Genomic DNA, 17,472 nt, shown 5'->3' with positions numbered 1-17,472 from the left:
TTCTGCGGTGCAATTCGGGCGTGGTTTTGCGACCCGATAGTAAAACCTTCGCCTCACCACTATCGCCAATCGATCTAACCCCGACCGACTAACGGAACCGCCTCAAATCTTTCCCCATATCCGCTGACTAAACTGATAACAGACCCTCAATCTCCGTCAGCCACACCATGTCATCCGCCCTGCACCGCCATACCCCAACCCTTACCGTCATCGACCCACGCGGGCCGGCAGTGCGGGATGTCGCATGGCATCGCAACGATGCAGCCACTGCTGCTGAACCACGCATCACTCACCATCGCTTCGATTCCGCCGGGCGCCCGGTGCAGCATCAGGACCCGCGCTTTTTCGCTCAGGGCGAGGCCGGGCGCAACAACCTGAGCGCGGTTTTCAGCCTGTCAGGTCGGGTACTGGCCAGTGACAGTGTGGATGCCGGTTGGCGCGTCGAATTGGTTGGCGAAGATGGCTTGCGTCAGGACAGTTGGGATAGCAGGGGTTGCCACGCCGAGGTGGAGTACGACGCCTTGCGGCGGCCAACGGCGATTTTTGAAAATGAAGGCTGTGTAGAGCGCTTCAGCTACGGGGCTGCGGATGCCGACGCAGATCACAACCTCTGCAACCGCTGCCTGCGCCATGACGATCCGGCGGGCACCCGGCATTTTCTCTCTTATGACCTCAACGGATTGATGCAGCAGGAACGCCAGCACTTCCTGATCGCACTGGATACGCCGAACTGGCCCGACAATATGCCCGCACACGATGCGCTGCTGGAGCCCGGCGAGGGACTGACCACCCAACGGCGCTACCTGGCCAGCGGCGAGCTGTTCGAACAGATCGATGCAAAGGGCAATTGCCTGCAACAGCACTACAGCGTTGCCGGGCGCCTGGCCCGCAGTGAGCTGCAACCTGCCGGACTCTCAACAGTGCATACGCTGGTGAGCGAAATACGCTACAACGCCTTTGCCCAGGTTGAGCGTCAGTCGGCAGGCAACGGCCTGGTGACCCTCACGGAGTACGATCCAGCCAGTGGTTACTTAATGCGCTTACAGTGCCATCGGCAGGCAACAAAGTTGCAGGACCTGCGCTATGACTACGACCCGGTGGGCAATGTCATCCGTCATGAAGACCGGAGTATCGACACCCTCTATCACGCCAATCGTCGCATTGAGCCAATCAATACCTACGACTACGACACCTTATATCAACTGATCCAGGCCACCGGCCGTGAACGCCTGGGCGCCGGAAACGGTCCGGACTTGCCCGAGCTTATCGACCATCCCGTTGACCCAGGCTTGATCGGTGCGTACACCCGGCACTATGACTACGACAGCGCTGGCAATCTGCTGTTGATGCAACACAGCGGCCAGAATAACCAGCAACACAGCCTGCGTATGGAAGTGTCAGATATATCTAACAAAGCCCTGCCCTGGCGTGAAGGCCTGGATAGCGAACAGATCGAAAACGCCTTCGACGCCAATGGCAATGTCCGGGAACTGCAAACCGGGCAGCCGCTGGAGTGGGATGCGCGCAATCAGTTGCAGCGCGTGGTGACGGTAAAGCGCACTCAGGGCAATGACGACAGCGAGCGCTATGTGTACGGCGGCGGAGGTCAGCGCCAACGCAAATACACCACGCAACTGGCCCACGGCGTCAATCATGTCGCCGAGACCCGTTACCTGCCGGGGATCGAGTTGCATACCGACAGCGCAACGGGCCATAGCTGGCAAATGATCACTATCGAAGCAGGCCGCAACAATATCCGCCTGCTGCACTGGGACGACTCTCCGCCTGAGGGCATGCCCAACGATCAACTGTATTACACCTTCGATAATCACCTGGGCTCGATCACCCTGGAAACCGATGCCGCTGGCTTGCTGTGCAGCCGCGAAGAGTATTTTCCCTTTGGCGCCACTGCGCTGCTGGCCGCGCGTAATGCTCTGGAAGTGTCGTTCAAGACCCGGCGCTACAGCGGTAAGGAACGTGATGCAACTGGGCTGTATTACTACGGCCTGCGTTATCTGGCGCCGTGGCTGCACCGCTGGCTCAACCCCGACCCTGCGGGGGCGGTGGATGGGCTGAATCTGTTTGGGTTTGTCGGCAATAACCCGGTGACGCGGGTGGACCTGGATGGGCAGGTGGGGTCGGATCTGGAGCCGGAGGATATTGATCCTGAAGACGTTAGGTCGTTTGTGCTGGACGCGCTCTCCGGCAGATTCAACCCGGATACAGCCAATGCAGTGCAAAGTATGCAGACAGTGATTCCTGAAGATCTGCTGTTCCCGTCACCCGCGCCGTCTCCCACTCCATCTGTTGCGTCCATCTCCAGCAGCGTTCGTTTTCCTGACGATTTAGATGAACTGGATTTACCGGAACCAGAAGCCCTGACAGGGCCTCTGCCAGGCTTTTCTTATCAGATAGGCTTGGATCCTCGCCAATATCATGTACCTGCGACAGCAAGCACGACTCAGCCCGGCGCGATGCTACCGCCCAGCTCATTTATTTGTGACCAGCCAGGATGCAAGGAAAGCTTTGTGCACAAGAGCAGTTGGACGAAACACAGGAAAACGCACCCTGGAGCCATACCCTATAAGTGCTCGTTCACTGGTTGCGGCAAAGTTTTTTCAGATCCAAGCAACTTTAACAGGCACAAGAGAACTCACACTGGGGAAAAACGTTATGCCTGCGAGGTCCCAGGATGCGGCCAAAGCTTTACAGACTCGACTACTTTAACCAGACACAAGAGAACGCATACCGGAGAAAGGCCCTTTGAGTGTCTGGTGACGGGCTGTGGACAAAGCTTTAAAACGTCGTCTGTGTTGACAGAACACAGCAGAACCCACACCGGACAACGTTCCTATGCGTGCAACGTACCTGGGTGCGGGAAACTGTTTACCCAAAGTAGCAGTTTGGGCCTGCACAAGAGAACGCATACCGGAGAACGCCGATTTGCGTGCGATGTACCTGGATGCGGAAAACGTTATACACAATCGACCAGCTTGGCTCGTCACAAGAGACAACACACCTAATCGGCTACTTTTTTGGCAGACTTGCTCGGCGAACGTTGGCGCTGAAAATCTGACTGTGGAAGCCACCTAGCGAATCAGCCACCGATGCCATTGCGAGCGCTTCGCACTTGATCGCCACGGTGCGGCGATCCGACAAGCCGGCTCCCACATCAATGCTCATTCCTATCTGAGCTCTGCGTGGCATTTTTGCTGTCATTTTCACCACCGATAGCAAGACGCCTCTCTTTCTCTTGAGTGAAATTTCCTAGAAAATCCCGAGCCCTTGTTTCGATGAATTCAGCTCTCTACCCTTGCGCGGTCGCTGCAAAATCAGCGATCAGATTTGGTAGATCTGATGTTCACAAGCACGGGATGTCTCCTTCTGCGAGACGCGTTCCGCGGCCATTTTTTGGTGGCCGTGCGCATGTCGCCTTCGGGCGAGCCGGGTGCTTGTGACCGGATCTACCAACCTGCGTACGGCCGCCACCCATCGTTGGTAGCGAGAGGTGTCGGCTCCCGGAAATCCACAAGAGTTTTACCCATGGACAAAATCATCCCCGATCCACCCCGCCTCATTGCCCACCCTTCACTGACTCAGCAACAAGCCCTGAACCACGCGTCCGACATGCTGCGTAGCGTGCAGATCGCCGCCGATGAATTCGGTGAAAGCCTCGATGGCAGTGCCCGGCAGAAAATGTTCAGCATCCTGCACCAGATCGAAGTGATTGCTGCGATGGTTGATCATTCGCTGACGGTGTAACACCGTCCCAGCAATGGAATGCAAACCTGTGGGACCGGCTTCAGCCGGGAAGACACCAGTACATTCAACACCTGGCTGTGACCCACCCTCTTCCCCGCTGCAGCCGGTCCCACATCAAATTGCATCAGGGCCGGGATGTCGTCACCAACGCCAACACCTCATCACTCCCCGGCGCCGTCGCAGGCCCGCGCCGGGTCACGGCAATGGCGGCGGCGGCGTTGGCGCGCAAGGCGGCTTGTTCAGCGGAGCAACCGGCCGCCAGGCTCGCCAGCAACACACCGGCATGGGCATCGCCCGCGCCATTGGTGTCCACCGCCGTCACCGGGAACCCTCGAACCTGTCGGGTCTGGCCCTGCTGGCGCAACCAGCAGCCTTGCGGGCCATCGCGCAACACAATCAATGCACTTTCCGGCAGCCAGGCACTCAGACGGTCCAGTGCCGTGGCGATATCGGCACAGCCGCTGAAGCGCAGTGCTTCTTCACGATTGCTGCTCCACAGGCTGATCAAGGGCAATAGCGCCTGAATCTGCGCACTGTCAGGCGAATTGACCAGCGGCCCCGGATCGAACGCCACACAGGTGCCCTCGGGCAAGGCTTTGAGCCACTGCAACAGACTCTCGACCTTGCCTTCATGCAACAGACTGTAGCCACTGACGTACACGTAGTCCTCGGCCCGCACCGTGACACCGTGCAGATCCGCCACGGACAGCCCGCCTTCGGCGCCGACATAGGAAATGAACGAACGCTCGGCGGACGGCTCGATCAGCGCCACGGACAAGCCGGTGTCCTGCCCGGTATCAACAGCGGCGGTGACTTCGATGCCTTCGGCACTCAGGGCCTGGCGCGCCAGGTCGCCAAAACGCCCCGTGCCATGGCGGCCCAGGTAGACCACCGGCATGCCATTACGAGCGGCAGCGGCCATCACGTTGAAACCGCCACCGACTTCGAAACGTGCCGAGCTGGCCAACACGTCGCCGCCCGAGCTGGGCAGGTGGTCCAGGTCCATGACCAGGTCAACCACGACCTGTCCGGTATGCAGCAATCTAGCGGGCATGTTGAATCTCTTCGGCAAACGCCCGGCGATCGCGAGCGCCGCCGAGCATGGCATAAACCCCACCGGCCACCAGGAAGGTCACGATCCAGCCCAGGCCGTTATGGCCCAGCCAGGAGTCGGACAGGATCCCGCGAAACAGCACATTGTCGGCGGTGGTAGCGACGGTGGTGAAGCTGAAACCCAAGACGATCGCCAGGGCCCAGGCACCCAGCGCGCGCCATTCGACGCCGCCCTTGTACCAGTAGGCACTGCCGGGCGAGACATTCATCAGGTCCTTGGGCGAGTAGTAATGGCGATGAATCAGGTCCACCACGAAGATCCCGACCCAGGCGGTGATCGGCACGGCCAGCATCGAGATAAAGGTAATGAACGGACCGTAGAAACTGTCGGCGATCAGCATGAAGTAAATCGAACCGGCGAAGATCGCCACGATATCGACGATCACCGCGTGCACGCGCTTAATCTTCAGCCCAAGGGTAAGGGTGGTCAGGCCGGCCGAGTACACCGACAGGTTGTTCGACAGCAGCAGGCCACCAAAAGCGGTGATCAGGTACGGCACGGCCATCCAGGTCGGCAGCAGCTCGCGAATGGCGATGATCGGGTCGGTGGCCGAGGCCAAGTCGTTGTTGCCCACCGACAGCAGGCCACCGAGGGTGATCAGCAGAATCAACGGAATGCCCGCGCCGAACGCCGCCGACGCCACCAGGCGTGTGGCCTTGACGCTGCGGTGCTGGTAGCGCGACATGTCGGCCCCGGCGTTGGCCCAGCCGATACCGGTGCCTGCGGCCATGGTGCCGACGCCGATGATCATGGCGCTGAGCGGCGCCGGAGTGGCATTGAAGACCGCTGTCCAGTCGATATGGGCGATGAGGAAGCCGCCGACAATTACGTTCAGCGCGCCGAAAATATAGGTCGCCCATTTCTGGATGACCAACAGCGTCGCATGGCCCAGGCCCGAGACGGTCAGAGTCAGCAATACGAAGATGGCGATGAACACCAGGGTCAGGCCCGGCGCACTCTTGGCCTCGACCGGGGTATGGAACAGGATCGAGCACAGTGACAGCAACACGAAGGCGGCCGTGGTGGTGTTGACCGTCTCCCAGCCCAGGCGCGACATCAGCGAGACGATGGTCGGGCCGATATTGCCGCGTACACCGAAGATCGCCCGGGACAGGGTCAGGCTCGGTGCCCGGCCACGGCGGCCGGCGATGGAAATCACCCCGACCACGGCAAACGAGCCTGCCGCGCCGAGGATGGCGACGATGATCGCCTGCCAGATCGACAGCCCGCGAAAGGCCACCAGTGTGGCGCCCAACGGCAAACCGAGAATGCTGATATTGGCAGCAAACCAGACCCAGAACAGTTGCAGCGGATGGCCGTTGCACTCGTTTTCCGGGACCGGTTCGATGCCGCGTGTTTCCAGTTGTCCTGCGCTTTGAAGCGAATGGGATGAACTCATGACAAAGGCTCCTGATGCCAATTGTTTTGGTTGTGGGCAGTGCGGAATCCAGTTTCTACGTCCCTGTCATGGGTGGCCGCAGAGGCAGCCGGACGCCTCGCGCCGAACGTTTGGAGTACGGCGACAGCGTTCTTGCCATGAAGACACTCAGCGTGAGCGCAGCGTGATCAACCCTTCGACCAGAGGCTCCAGCTCCAGCGTGTTGACCTTGCGAATCTGTATCAGCAGGCTGGTCGGCCAGACGGCCAGCCCCATGCAGGCACCGAGCATGGCGCCGAGAATCGCCGCGATGGTGTCGGTATCGCCACCCAGGCTTGCGGCCATGCACAGCGCATCGAAGGCCGCCAGACGACCTGCCGCGACCTGACTGGCCAGGGCGAACGCCGCGACCACCGATTCCTGGGAGGCCACCGAAGTGCCGATGACCTCGTAGATCAACTCCGGCAAGGCCGTCGGCGTACAGTCAGCACACAGGCTGCGCGCCCACTGAATACGCGCGCCGATCTGCCCGCCGGCGATCCAGTAGCCGTGTTCGGCACCGGCCTGGGCGGCGTGAATGCCCATGTCCAGAGCCTGTCCGAGATTGATGCCATTGATCCCCGCCGAGATCACGGCCGCCACCGCCGCCGCGCTGGAAATCCCCAGGTTGGTGTTATGGGTGACCTGGCAGGCCTGTACCACCGCCGCGATAAACCGCGCCGGGTCGGCGATATCGGCCGCGATACCCACTGGCGTAATGCGCATGGCCGCACCGTTGGTGGTGCCGAAGCGCCCGGCCTCTTCAGGGCTGTGCCCGGCCAGAATCATCTCAATGGCGCGCTTGGTCGACGGTCCCAGCAGATCCTGGGAGCCCTTGGCCTGCATCACCGCCTCCCAGTCGATCAGTCTCTGGGCCAATGCCGCAGGAGCGATATGACCCTGACCGGCAATCAACTGTTCGCCGACCAGAATCGCCTGTTCGGTATCGTCAGTAATGGAACCAGCGGGCATGTTCGGTGCAATCGGTTGATCGGCATCGGCGGCCATCAGCGTGTTGATGGCGCCGAACCGCTGCTTGATCTGGGCGCGGCTGAGCGATTGCGTCGGCATGCCCAGAGCATCACCCAGGGCCAGGCCATAAAACGCCGCTAGGGCGCGATCACGAATATCGACGGACATCAGGAAGCACTCCCAAACGCCAGGTGCAGGCGGAAGTGCAGCGGGTCGAGGAGACTTTCCACATGTTCCATGAAACGTTCCTGACGGTCATAGGTGGTGCGCAAGGCCTTGAGAAACACCGTGCCCGGCTCGCGTCCCAACAACAGCGCATCGTCAGTGGTCAAAGGTTCAGCGCCGATCCATTGATCGCCGCGGTCACCGATAAAACCGTGGGCGGCCAGGGTGATGGTCAGGGAGTCGTCGATCAGCCCGCTGGCGGGCAGGTTCTCAAGCCCGGCAATGGCCGGGATCAGGGCGCGTTCAAGGGAAACCACCACGCCATCAGCGGCGGTACGGCGGCGGTCGAGGGCGATGAAGCGGCTGGTGCCGAAGCGGCTGGCCATGTCCGGGCGCTCGACCGCAACCAGACGCAGGATCTCGGTACTGATCCGCGCCCCACTGTCGGCCAGGGCCTGAGCCCAGCCACTGCGTTGATCAAGGCTGATGCCGTCATAGGTCACAATCGAACCGACACCCGATTGGGTGGCGATGTAATTGCGCCGTTTCAGTTCGGACAGGGCTTCACGCAACGTGCCACGGCTGACATCGAATTCCAGAGCCAACTGATGTTCACCGGGCAGCAGATTGCCCGACTCCAGTTGGCCCGTTTCGATGCGCCGTGCCAGTTCATCCACCACGCGCTGTTTTTTATCAAATCGAACATGTCTAATCATGTACAAATTGATAACCCAAGCTTTTCACGGGTGCAAGGGATTTTTTAGGACCACGGACAAAAGGAGGGACAATGTGATCAGGATTGATTACCCGACTGCTCACTCAGAATCTGCCGGATAGCCCCGACAAATACGTCCACCGGCTGCCCGCCGGACACCGCGTACTGGTCGTTGAAGACAATGGTCGGCACCGAATTTATGCCGCGGGCGATCCACAGCTGTTCAGCGGTGCGTACTTCGAGGGTGTATTCGTCAGAGGCGAGAATGGCCTCGGCACGCACCCGGTCCAGGCCGACTTTCTGGGCGACATCGGCCAACAGGCGATGGCTGGACGGGTCGGCGTGTTCGCTGAAGTAAGCCGCAAACAGCGCCTCTTTCAATGCTTTTTGCTTGCCCTGAATCTCAGCCCAATGCAACAGACGATGGGCATCGAAGGTGTTGTAAATACGCTTGTCGCCGTCCTTGAAGGCGAAGCCCAGCTCGGCGCCGCGATCACGGATGTGTTCGCGATTGGCCTTGGACTGCTCCGGGGTCGAGCCGTACTTTTCGAAGATGTGCTCGGCCAGGTCCTGGCCTTCGGCGGGCATGTTCGGGTTGAGTTCGAAGGGCTGGAAATGGATCTCGGCCTGCACTTCATCGCCCAGTTGCTCTAGGGCCTGGTTCAACGCGCGCAGGCCAATCACACACCAGGGGCAGGACACATCGGCGACAAAATCGATTTTCAGGGGAGTGCTCATGGCGACCCTCACTCAGGCAAGTAAAGGTCCACGATACCCCAGTGATACAGAGTTACAACTGTGCCACGGGCCTTCCGTCGTTATGTTGAGCCCGCAAATAGGGCAGTACAGCGGCCAGTAATGGCGCCTTAAAGGCCTCCTGAAAGCGATGGGCCAGGCCCGGAATCAGCTTCAGCTGGCTGCCTTGCAGGTGGGCGGCGACATGAATACCGTGCATGACCGGCAGCAACGGATCAGCCGTGCCATGCACCACCAGGGCCGGTACGCGCAGGCGATCCAGCAGCGCAACACGGCTGGGCTCGGCGAGAATCGCCATAATCTGGCGCTTGACCCCTTCCGGGTTAAAGGCGCGGTCGTAGGAAATCGCCGCCTGATGCAACAGCACCTGACGATCATCCTTCACCTCCGGGCTGCCCAGCGCCGCGAGCAGATCCGCCTGCTGCTCAATGGCCGCCTCACGGCTCGGCGCGCCCCGCCGCGCCAACAGTTGCAGCAACGCCGGGCTCGGCATCGGCAGGCCGGCGGCGCCGGAGCTGGTCATGATCAGGGTCAGGCTCTCGACCCGCTTGGGCGCCAGGTCGGCCAGGTGCTGGGCGATCATGCCGCCCATGCTGGCACCGAGCACATGAAATTGCTCGATGTTCAGGCTGTCCATCAGGCCCAGGGCGTCTTCAGCCATATCCGTCAGGGAGTACGGCGCATCCACCGGCAGGCCGAGTTTGAAGCGCAGCACTTCGAAGGTCAGGTTGGCGCTGGCCGGGGGCTGCACCCAGGTGCTGAGGCCGACATCGCGGTTGTCATAGCGAATCACCCGAAAACCCTGCTGGCACAGGGCAACCACCACTTCATCCGGCCAATGGATCAGTTGCCCGCCCAGGCCCATGACCAGCAGCAACGTCGGGTCCGTGGCGCGACCAATGCTTTGGTAAGCAATGTGCACATCTTTGAGGTTGGCAACTTGGGTTGGAACGTTGACATCGCATCGAGCGGCCGCAAAAGACGGCAGGCCGCACAAAAGTGCGGCCAGGAAAATAAGTACACGCATGGATTACACCAAAAAACAAAATCCCCAGTAGGAAGCGAGTTTGATGATGTTTTGCCTGGCGCGCTGCCACAGTTGCGTGACAGTTTGATGAAGCGGGATCAGCGGTAGCCCGTTGGTTGGGATTTGCTGTGGGAGCAGGCTTGCCTGCGAAAGCAATGTGCAGCGCTGCGCAGAGTTCTCAGCCATTGAAGATGGTGACCTCACGGGCTTCTTCGCAAGCAAGCTTGCTCCCACAAAAGGGTCATTTCAAATCAGACGCCAGCCACAGATTATCGCCAAAGCGCTCCTGAGCCCGCTGCAACAACGCCAGCTCACAAGGACCCGCGAACGACAGCACCTTATAGGTCGGCAGGCGATCCAGCACCGCAGGCAGGGTCTGTGGGGCGCTGACCAGATCAATATGCAGCCCGGCCACCGGCAGGCTTACCGTCACACCGAGGTTGTCGGTCAGGCCGCCACCGGTCACAGCCAGCAGCTTTTGCAACGGCGAGTATTGCAGGATGTGATAGGCCCGCTCGAAGGCGTTTTTCCATTCCTGCGCCAGCTCCAGAGCGAGGATCGGCTCGTCGATCTGCACCCACTCCACACCTTCAGCAGCGAGGCGACCGAGGACCTCACCGTACAGCGGCAGCAGTTGCTCCAGCAGGTCGAGCTTGTCGAAGCCTTCTTCCTTGACCTTGCCCAACCACAAGTAAGTCAGCGGGCCGATGATCGCCGGGCGGATTTTCTGCCCAAGGGCCAAAGCCTGGCCGACTTCGTCGAACAGCGGCTGTTGCCATTGCAGGGTGAAGGGTTGCTCGCGGGAAAACTCGGGAATCTGCCCGGCCCAGGCGAACGCATCGCCCCAATTGGCTGCAGATTGCGGGTTGGCGCCAGTCTGGGAAGTGGCAGGCGTGAGGGCCAAGGTCATGATGAAAACTCCCGGTAAAAGATGGCGCAATTATCGACAGCCGGACACACATGAGACAAACTCATTGTATTCGTGTTGATCTTCAATATTTTTCATGGAGCGCCGACGGTGCTGGAAATTCGTCACCTCAAGACCCTGCACGCCCTGCGTGAAGCCGACAGTCTGGTGGAAGCCGCCGAGCGCCTGCACCTCACGCAATCGGCCCTGTCCCACCAGTTCAAAGAGCTGGAAGAGCGCCTGGGCATGCAGTTGTTCGTGCGTAAAACCAAGCCGGTGCGCTTCACCAGTGCCGGGCTGCGCCTGCTGCAGCTGGCCGATCTGATGCTGCCGCAACTGCGCGGCGCCGAACGGGACATCGCCCGCCTGGCCGGTGGCGTGGCCGGGCGCCTGCATATGGCGATCGAATGCCACAGCTGCTTCCAGTGGCTGATGCCGACCATCGACCAGTTCCGCGATGCCTGGCCGGAAGTCGAGCTGGACCTGGCCTCGGGCTTCGCCTTCGCCCCCCTGCCTGCTCTGGCCCGTGGCGACCTGGACCTGGTGGTGACCTCCGATCCGCTGGAACTGCCGGGCATCAGCTACGTGCCGCTGTTCACGTACGAAGCCATGCTGGCGGTTGCCAATCAGCATCCACTGGCCAGCAGGCCGTACATCGTGCCTCAAGACCTGAGCAGCGAAACCCTGATCACCTACCCGGTGGAGCGGGACCGTCTGGATATCTTCACGCGCTTCCTGGAACCGGCCGATATCGAACCGGCCAACGTGCGCACCTCGGAACTGACGGTGATGATGATGCAACTGGTGGCCAGCGGCCGCGGTGTCTGCGGCATGCCGCACTGGGCGCTGCATGAGTACAGCTCACGCGGCTATGTGAAGGGCAAACGCCTGGGCGAAAAGGGCCTGTTTGCGACGCTTTATGCGGCGATCCGCACCGATATGCTCGATGCGCCGTACATGCGCGACTTCCTGCTGACGGCCAAGGACACCTCGTTCTCGACCCTGGATGGGGTGAGTGCGGTGAGATAACCCAACCTGTGGGACCGGCTTCAGCCGGGAAGGCGATATTGTAGACGATAGAAACGTATCGACCCCGCCTACGTCTTCCCGGCTAAAGCCGGTCCCACACATTTCGTCACGCTACGGTCAGGCGTCAACAGCCGACCGCTGGCGATACAACGGCAAAATAAAATCTGCCGTCAACGGCGCCAACACCTGCTGCGACAAAGCATCAGGCCCGATCCAGATCACTTCCTCGATCTCCGCCGCAGGCGATACCGGGGCATCGGTGCGCACTTCGAACAACTGACAACACACTTCAAACCCCGGCTCATTGGCCGCCGGGGCGCTGAATTCACCGAGGAACAGCGCCTGTTGCGGGTCGATGCGCAAGCCCAGTTCTTCTTCCAGTTCGCGGACCAGAGCCCGTTCAGCGGTCTCGCCTGCGTCGATCTTGCCGCCGGGCTGCATGAACGCCTGAGTGCCACGCTTGCGCACCAGCAGCGTGCGCTGGTCCGGGCCGATCAACAGGGCGGCAGCGATGTTGATCCGCTTCACAGGAAAATTTCCGTCTTCAATTGTCGGGCTTCTTCGGCACGTTCCAGGGCCAGGTTGATCAAGCGCTCAATCAGCGCCGGATAGCTCAGGCCTGTCGCCTGCCACAACTTGGGATACATGCTGATCGAGGTGAAACCGGGGATGGTGTTGACCTCGTTGATGATGATCGCGGCAGCGTCGGTGACGAAGAAGTCCACCCGCGCCAACCCTGCGCACTCAAGAATCCGGTAGGCGTGCAAGGCCACTTCACGAACCTGTTCACTCACCTGCGGCGCCAGTTGTGCCGGAATGGCGATACGCGCCTGACCGTCGTTGAGGTACTTGGTGTCGTAGGCGTAGAACTCGTCGTTGGCGATGACTTCACCGCACACGCTGACTTCGGCCTGGTGGTTGCCCAGCACCGCGCATTCCACTTCCCGGCCAACGATGCCCTGCTCGATCAGCACCTTGTGATCAAACTCGAACGCCAGGGCCAGGGCGGTATTGAAACCCGCCTCGTCATTGACCTTGCTCACACCGACAGATGACCCCTGGCTCGCCGGTTTGACGAACAGCGGCAGGCCCAGGCGCTCGGCCAGGGTGGCGAATACCGGCACCTGACCGCGACGCACCACTTCGAAAGGTGCCACGGCAATCCCGGCATCGCGCAGCAGGCGCTTGGTCACGTCCTTGTCCATGCAGGCCGCCGAGCCCAGTACATCAGGGCCGACAAAGGGAATGGCGAGCAAACGCAACAGGCCCTGAATCGAGCCATCTTCGCCGAACGCGCCGTGAATCAGCGGAAATACCACATCAATGCGCGGCAGTTCATGGGCCGACTCGACCTCGACAAACTGCCCGCCGTGACTGCCCGGCAACAACGCCAACAGGCGCCCGGAGGTGCTCAGGCGAATCCTCGCAGGATCGGTGGGGTTGACCAGGTAATCGGCTTCCTCGAAACGCAGCCAGCGGCCGCCCTTGTCGATGCCGATCAGGGTTAATTCGTACAGGTTGCGATCAATCGCATTGATGACGTTGCGTGCCGATTGCAACGACACTTCATGCTCGCAAGATTGCCCACCGAAGACGATGGCGACTGACTTTTTCAAAGCGACCACTCCTGTTTTTCAGGTCGCAGAGTCAAAAGCAATTTGCCCGGTTAGTCCAGTGGCAGGCGCCGCCAATTGTCGAAATGGCCGGGAAAAGCCGGGTAAAAAAAATCCACGCTGCGAACGGACCGGGGTTCGTTCACAGCGTGGAGTCTGCAGCGCATCATTCAGCGGCCGGGCTATCTTTTTTCGCGCCGCCGGAGCCAAAGGTGGCGAAGCGTTTGTTGAAGCCGGCGATACGGCCTTCAGTGGTGGTCTTGCGCTGCTGCCCGGTGTACATCGGGTGGGAAGCGCTGGACACATCGAGAGCGACGTAAGGGTAGGGAGTGCCATCGGTGTGGGCGTGGGTGCGGTCCGTGTCGACCGTCGAACCGATCAGGAAAAACACATCGGCGGCGGTGTCATGGAACAGCACGGTGCGGTACGCGGGATGGATATCAGCTTTCATGGTGCCTCCGGGGCTTCGTGTAATTTCGATAGTTATAACATTACACTTTTACTGATCCGGATGACAATCGATCTCATTGATTTGGCACATTCTGCAAGTTGATCGGTCGATCAGAAATAAAAACGGTCCGGCAATGACAGGTGGGACCGGCTTTAGCCGGGAAGAGGCCGATGAAGCTCGATACATCTTCATCGCCTTGAACATCGCCTTCCCGGCTAAAGCCGGTCCCACAGAATCATTTCAATTCAAAGCCTGCGTCACTGCACAATCACGTCGCTTCCTGAAAATCCATTTCCGGCGGTTGGCGACTGAAACCGCCAGTCAGCCAGGCCAGGTAGACCACGCCCACCGCCAGCCAGCTCAGGCCGAGGATGATCGCCAGCTTGTCGAGGCTGATCATCAGCCACAGGTCGGCAATCAGGCCGATCAGCGGGAATACCAGGAACAGCACCAACTCGCGCAGGCCGCGTTTCTCGCCGCCGATCCAGTAGTGGAAGATCACCGACAGGTTGACCATGCTGAAGGCCAGGAAAGCACCGAAGTTGATGAAGGAGGTCGAGGTAGTGACGTCCAGCTTCAATGCCAGCAAGGCCACCACGGCGCACAACAGGATGCTGTTGACCGGCGTACCGAAACGCTCGCTCAAACCGGCGAAAAAGCTTTTCGGCAACACGCCATCGCGGCCCATTGCATAGAGCAGGCGCGAGCCGCTGGCCTGGGCCGACAGCCCCGAGGCGAACTGGCCGACGATCAGGCCGATGAGGAAGATGCTGACGAACACATCGCCGCCGATATTGCGGGCGATTTCATAGGCGGCTGAGTCGACGTTCTCAAACACGAACGACGGATGGGCCAACTGCACAAAGTACGACACGCCGACGAAAATCAGGCCACCGATCAGGGTGATCAGCATGATCGCCCTGGGAATGGTCTTGCGCGGGTCGCGGGTTTCTTCGGTCAGGGTGCTGACGGCATCGAAGCCAAGGAACGAATAGCAGGCAATCGCCGCGCCGCTCATGATCATCGGCATCTGCATGTCGCCGCTGACGAAAGGCGCCAGGGTCCACAGCGGCTTGCTGACGTCACCGCCGATGTAATGGATGCACAGTGCAACGAAAGCGATCAGCACGAGGAACTGCACGATCATCAGCAGCGCATTGATGGTATTGGCCAGTTTCAGGCCGACGATATTAATCACGCTGGTAACAACGATAAAAGCCAGGACCCACACCGGCTGCGGAACCGACGGGAAGGCCGAACCCAGGTACGCCGCGCCGATCAGCCAGATGGCCATGGGCAGGAACAGGTAGTCGAGCAGCACCGCCCAACCAGCGACGAAGCCCAGTTTGGGACTGATGGCCTTGCGCACATAGCTGTAGGCCGAACCCGCTACGGGGAAGGCCGAGGCCATGTGTCCGTAACTCAAGGCGGTGAAGAACATCGCGACCAGCGCCGCCAGATACGCCGCAGGCACCATGCCAGCGGTGGACTGGGCGAGGATGCCGAATGTCCCGAGAACAATGATGGGTGTCATGTAGGCGATGCCAAACAGCACCACCGACCCTAGTGAAAGGGTCCGTTTCAAATGAGCCATGTGCGACTACTCCGGATTTATAGGTTTTATGGCAGAGAAAAGTTCGGCATAACCATGCGGTGAAACACTGCCACGCTGTACGTGGCAAAACCGCTCAGGGCGCTCCGGGTTCGCTCTTGATGGCGAACATCTGGGTCGGGCGCCTCGACTTATCGGGGGTGAAACTTCAGGGCATCAACAACTCGCGTCGGCCATCGGCGTGCTCGACGACTTCGCCGGCCAGACGCAGGCGCTGGTCGTCCAGATAACGGTAATCACGGCGCGCTGCGGCCAGTTGGGCCAGGTCCAGCTCGACGCTGAACTGGCAAGGCTCGCGCCCGGCTTCATGCAGCAGCGTGCCGAACGGATCGACCAGGGCGCTGCCACCGGCAAATACCAACTGGCCGTCGCCCTCACCAACCCGATTGACCATCAGGGCGAATGCCTGATTCTCCTGGGCGCGGGCCATGATCGCGGTGCGATGAGTCGGACCGTAGGGGTCCATGTTGCCGTTGGTGACGATGATCAGCTCGGCGCCCAGTTGCGCCAGAGCCCGGGCCGACTCAGGGAATTCGATGTCGTAGCAGATCAGCACGCCGACGCGCAGGCCGTTCCACTGCGCCGTGACAAAGCGGTCACCGGCACTGAACACGCCACGGTCCGACGCCCACAGGTGAGTCTTGCGATAGCGCAGGGCAATCTCGCCTTCGGCGTCGATCAGCAGCGTGGTGTTGTAGAACGTGCCGTTATCGTTTTCCGCCACGCCAACCACGACTGCGACCTTCCTGGCCCGGGCAGCCTGTTGCACCGCTTGTACGGTCGGGCCGTCGAGGGGTTCGGCAATCTGCGCGACGGTGTCGGCGGACGGGAAGCCCATCAGGTGGGTTTCCGGGAAGACAATCAGTTGCGTGTCGCTGGAACAGGCGGCAATCGCAGCCAGTGCGCTCTTCAGGTTATGGGCAGTGCCATTGTCCTGGCCCGCAAGTTGAGCGAGTTCGACCTTCATGGGTTCTCCTTGTTCGGAACAGGAGCCGGTCCGGCACAATAAATGCTGGCCTGATCATCGGCTCGGCAGGCAGTATGCGCATCAGCAAGTGTTACGGGGTATTACGCAGCTGCGGTAACCCTAAAGGGGTATGAATGAGCATTTCACTACAGGACGTCGCCTGGCACCGTGCTGTCGCGCAATTGATCGAAGCACTGGACCGGCCCAATTTCTGGGCGCAGCTGGTCCGCCTGCTCGGCCAGTACGTACCGTTCGATAGCTGGGTCGCCCTGCAATTCAGCGCCCATGAACGCCCCCAGGTGTTCGCCGAATGCCCTGCCGAAGACGGCAGCCCCGACCAGTTGTTTCAGGACTACCTCAAAGGTCTGTACCTGCTCGACCCCTTCTATATCGCCAGCCGCGAGCACCCGCAGACCGGTCTGCTGCGCCTGGCCGAAGTCGCGCCGGAGCATTTCGAACTCACCGAGTATTACCAGCGCTACTTTCGCCTCAATGTGGTGGCCGACGAAATCCAGTTCAATTGCCAACTGCCGGGTGAGCGGACCTTGTGCCTGTCGCTGGGCTCGACCCAGCGTTTCAGCGCCGAGCACATTGCCCTGCTATCGTTGATCCAGCCGTGGGTGGTGGCACTGTTGCGCCAGCGCCTGCCCTTCGAATTGAACGATCATCCTGTGTCGGTGGAACCTGCCACTCAGGATCAGGACTGGCGCAGCCGCCTGGAAACTTCGGTGCAGCAACTCAAGGGCGCGCAACTGACCGCTCGGGAACTGGACGTCGGGCGCCTGATGCTCAGCGGCTGCTCGGGCAAGGAGATCGCCCGCAAACTGGATATTTCGGTGGAAACCGTACGCGTGCACAAGAAACACATGTACAGCAAACTGGGGATCAAATCTCAATCCGAACTGTTTTCGATTTTCCTTCAGGCGCAAAACGCTTGAAATGACTCAAGGCGTTACTCCCATAAG

At 60.4% G+C, this 17,472-nt stretch carries 15 protein-coding genes and 1 pseudogene; 4 read left to right on the top strand and 12 right to left on the bottom strand.

Annotation, left to right across the window (positions count from 1 at the left end; all coding sequences use genetic code 11):
- The first annotated feature begins 167 nt into the window (after positions 1 to 167).
- Together AC1Z24_RS06430 and AC1Z24_RS06425 are read left to right on the top strand one after the other, a co-directional pair.
- On the top strand, positions 168 to 3,023 hold the full coding sequence (locus AC1Z24_RS06430) for a C2H2-type zinc finger protein (RefSeq protein ID WP_483744988.1): 2,856 nt from the start codon (positions 168 to 170) through the stop codon (positions 3,021 to 3,023).
- Positions 3,024 to 3,543: 520 nt separating this feature from the next.
- Positions 3,544 to 3,762: a DUF6124 family protein gene (locus AC1Z24_RS06425; RefSeq protein ID WP_483744987.1), complete on the top strand. Its 219-nt coding sequence runs from the start codon at positions 3,544 to 3,546 to the stop codon at positions 3,760 to 3,762.
- Between the two features lie 124 nt (positions 3,763 to 3,886).
- Here the strand turns inward: AC1Z24_RS06425 and AC1Z24_RS06420 are convergent, their stop codons facing one another.
- The 7 genes and pseudogenes from AC1Z24_RS06420 to AC1Z24_RS06390 form a co-directional block, all read right to left on the bottom strand.
- Complete coding sequence (locus tag AC1Z24_RS06420) at positions 3,887 to 4,816, bottom strand: PfkB family carbohydrate kinase (protein ID WP_483744986.1); 930 nt, start codon at positions 4,814 to 4,816, stop codon at positions 3,887 to 3,889.
- Positions 4,806 to 6,275, bottom strand: a complete 1,470-nt coding sequence (locus tag AC1Z24_RS06415) for a purine-cytosine permease family protein (RefSeq protein WP_483744985.1) — start codon at positions 6,273 to 6,275, stop codon at positions 4,806 to 4,808. Before AC1Z24_RS06415 ends, AC1Z24_RS06420 begins: the two co-directional genes overlap by 11 nt.
- 147 nt (positions 6,276 to 6,422) lie before the next feature.
- The gene (locus tag AC1Z24_RS06410; protein ID WP_483744984.1) at positions 6,423 to 7,433 is read right to left on the bottom strand and encodes an ADP-ribosylglycohydrolase family protein; all 1,011 of its coding nucleotides are present in this window, start codon (positions 7,431 to 7,433) and stop codon (positions 6,423 to 6,425) included.
- On the bottom strand, positions 7,433 to 8,146 hold the full coding sequence (locus tag AC1Z24_RS06405; RefSeq protein WP_483744983.1) for a GntR family transcriptional regulator: 714 nt from the start codon (positions 8,144 to 8,146) through the stop codon (positions 7,433 to 7,435). The genes AC1Z24_RS06410 and AC1Z24_RS06405 overlap by 1 nt, the downstream gene beginning before the upstream one ends.
- A 77-nt stretch (positions 8,147 to 8,223) precedes the next feature.
- Positions 8,224 to 8,883, bottom strand: coding sequence for a DsbA family oxidoreductase (locus AC1Z24_RS06400; protein ID WP_483744982.1), 660 nt, complete (start codon positions 8,881 to 8,883; stop codon positions 8,224 to 8,226).
- 52 nt (positions 8,884 to 8,935) lie between these two features.
- Positions 8,936 to 9,928: an alpha/beta fold hydrolase gene (locus AC1Z24_RS06395; protein ID WP_483744981.1), complete on the bottom strand. Its 993-nt coding sequence runs from the start codon at positions 9,926 to 9,928 to the stop codon at positions 8,936 to 8,938.
- Positions 9,929 to 10,181: 253 nt separating this feature from the next.
- Positions 10,182 to 10,745, bottom strand: a pseudogene (locus AC1Z24_RS06390) (uroporphyrinogen decarboxylase/cobalamine-independent methonine synthase family protein); the annotation flags it as partial.
- A 201-nt stretch (positions 10,746 to 10,946) separates the two neighbouring features.
- Here AC1Z24_RS06390 and metR point away from each other — a divergent pair.
- Positions 10,947 to 11,864, top strand: a complete 918-nt coding sequence (metR, locus tag AC1Z24_RS06385) for a transcriptional regulator MetR (RefSeq protein WP_483744980.1) — start codon at positions 10,947 to 10,949, stop codon at positions 11,862 to 11,864.
- Positions 11,865 to 11,981: 117 nt separating this feature from the next.
- Here the strand turns inward: metR and AC1Z24_RS06380 are convergent, their stop codons facing one another.
- The 5 genes from AC1Z24_RS06380 to AC1Z24_RS06360 all read right to left on the bottom strand — a co-directional run bounded on the left by AC1Z24_RS06380 (position 11,982) and on the right by AC1Z24_RS06360 (position 16,507).
- Positions 11,982 to 12,392, bottom strand: a complete 411-nt coding sequence (locus tag AC1Z24_RS06380) for an NUDIX hydrolase (RefSeq protein WP_483744979.1) — start codon at positions 12,390 to 12,392, stop codon at positions 11,982 to 11,984.
- Positions 12,389 to 13,480, bottom strand: coding sequence for a D-alanine--D-alanine ligase (ddlA, locus tag AC1Z24_RS06375; RefSeq protein ID WP_483744978.1), 1,092 nt, complete (start codon positions 13,478 to 13,480; stop codon positions 12,389 to 12,391). Before ddlA ends, AC1Z24_RS06380 begins: the two co-directional genes overlap by 4 nt.
- A gap of 163 nt (positions 13,481 to 13,643) precedes the next feature.
- Positions 13,644 to 13,928, bottom strand: a complete 285-nt coding sequence (locus AC1Z24_RS06370) for a type B 50S ribosomal protein L31 (protein WP_483744977.1) — start codon at positions 13,926 to 13,928, stop codon at positions 13,644 to 13,646.
- Positions 13,929 to 14,196: 268 nt separating this feature from the next.
- Positions 14,197 to 15,522 carry an APC family permease gene (locus AC1Z24_RS06365; RefSeq protein WP_483744976.1) on the bottom strand — a complete coding sequence of 442 codons (1,326 nt, stop codon included), beginning with the start codon at positions 15,520 to 15,522 and terminating at the stop codon, positions 14,197 to 14,199.
- Between the two features lie 166 nt (positions 15,523 to 15,688).
- Positions 15,689 to 16,507 carry a carbon-nitrogen hydrolase family protein gene (locus AC1Z24_RS06360; RefSeq protein WP_483744975.1) on the bottom strand — a complete coding sequence of 273 codons (819 nt, stop codon included), beginning with the start codon at positions 16,505 to 16,507 and terminating at the stop codon, positions 15,689 to 15,691.
- Positions 16,508 to 16,641: 134 nt separating this feature from the next.
- Between AC1Z24_RS06360 and AC1Z24_RS06355 the strand changes: the two genes are divergently transcribed.
- Positions 16,642 to 17,445 carry a helix-turn-helix transcriptional regulator gene (locus tag AC1Z24_RS06355; protein ID WP_483744974.1) on the top strand — a complete coding sequence of 268 codons (804 nt, stop codon included), beginning with the start codon at positions 16,642 to 16,644 and terminating at the stop codon, positions 17,443 to 17,445.
- Positions 17,446 to 17,472 lie beyond the last annotated feature (27 nt).

The organism is Pseudomonas sp. JL23 (assembly GCF_056933585.1).
This window is presented reverse-complemented; position numbering and strand designations above follow the sequence as displayed.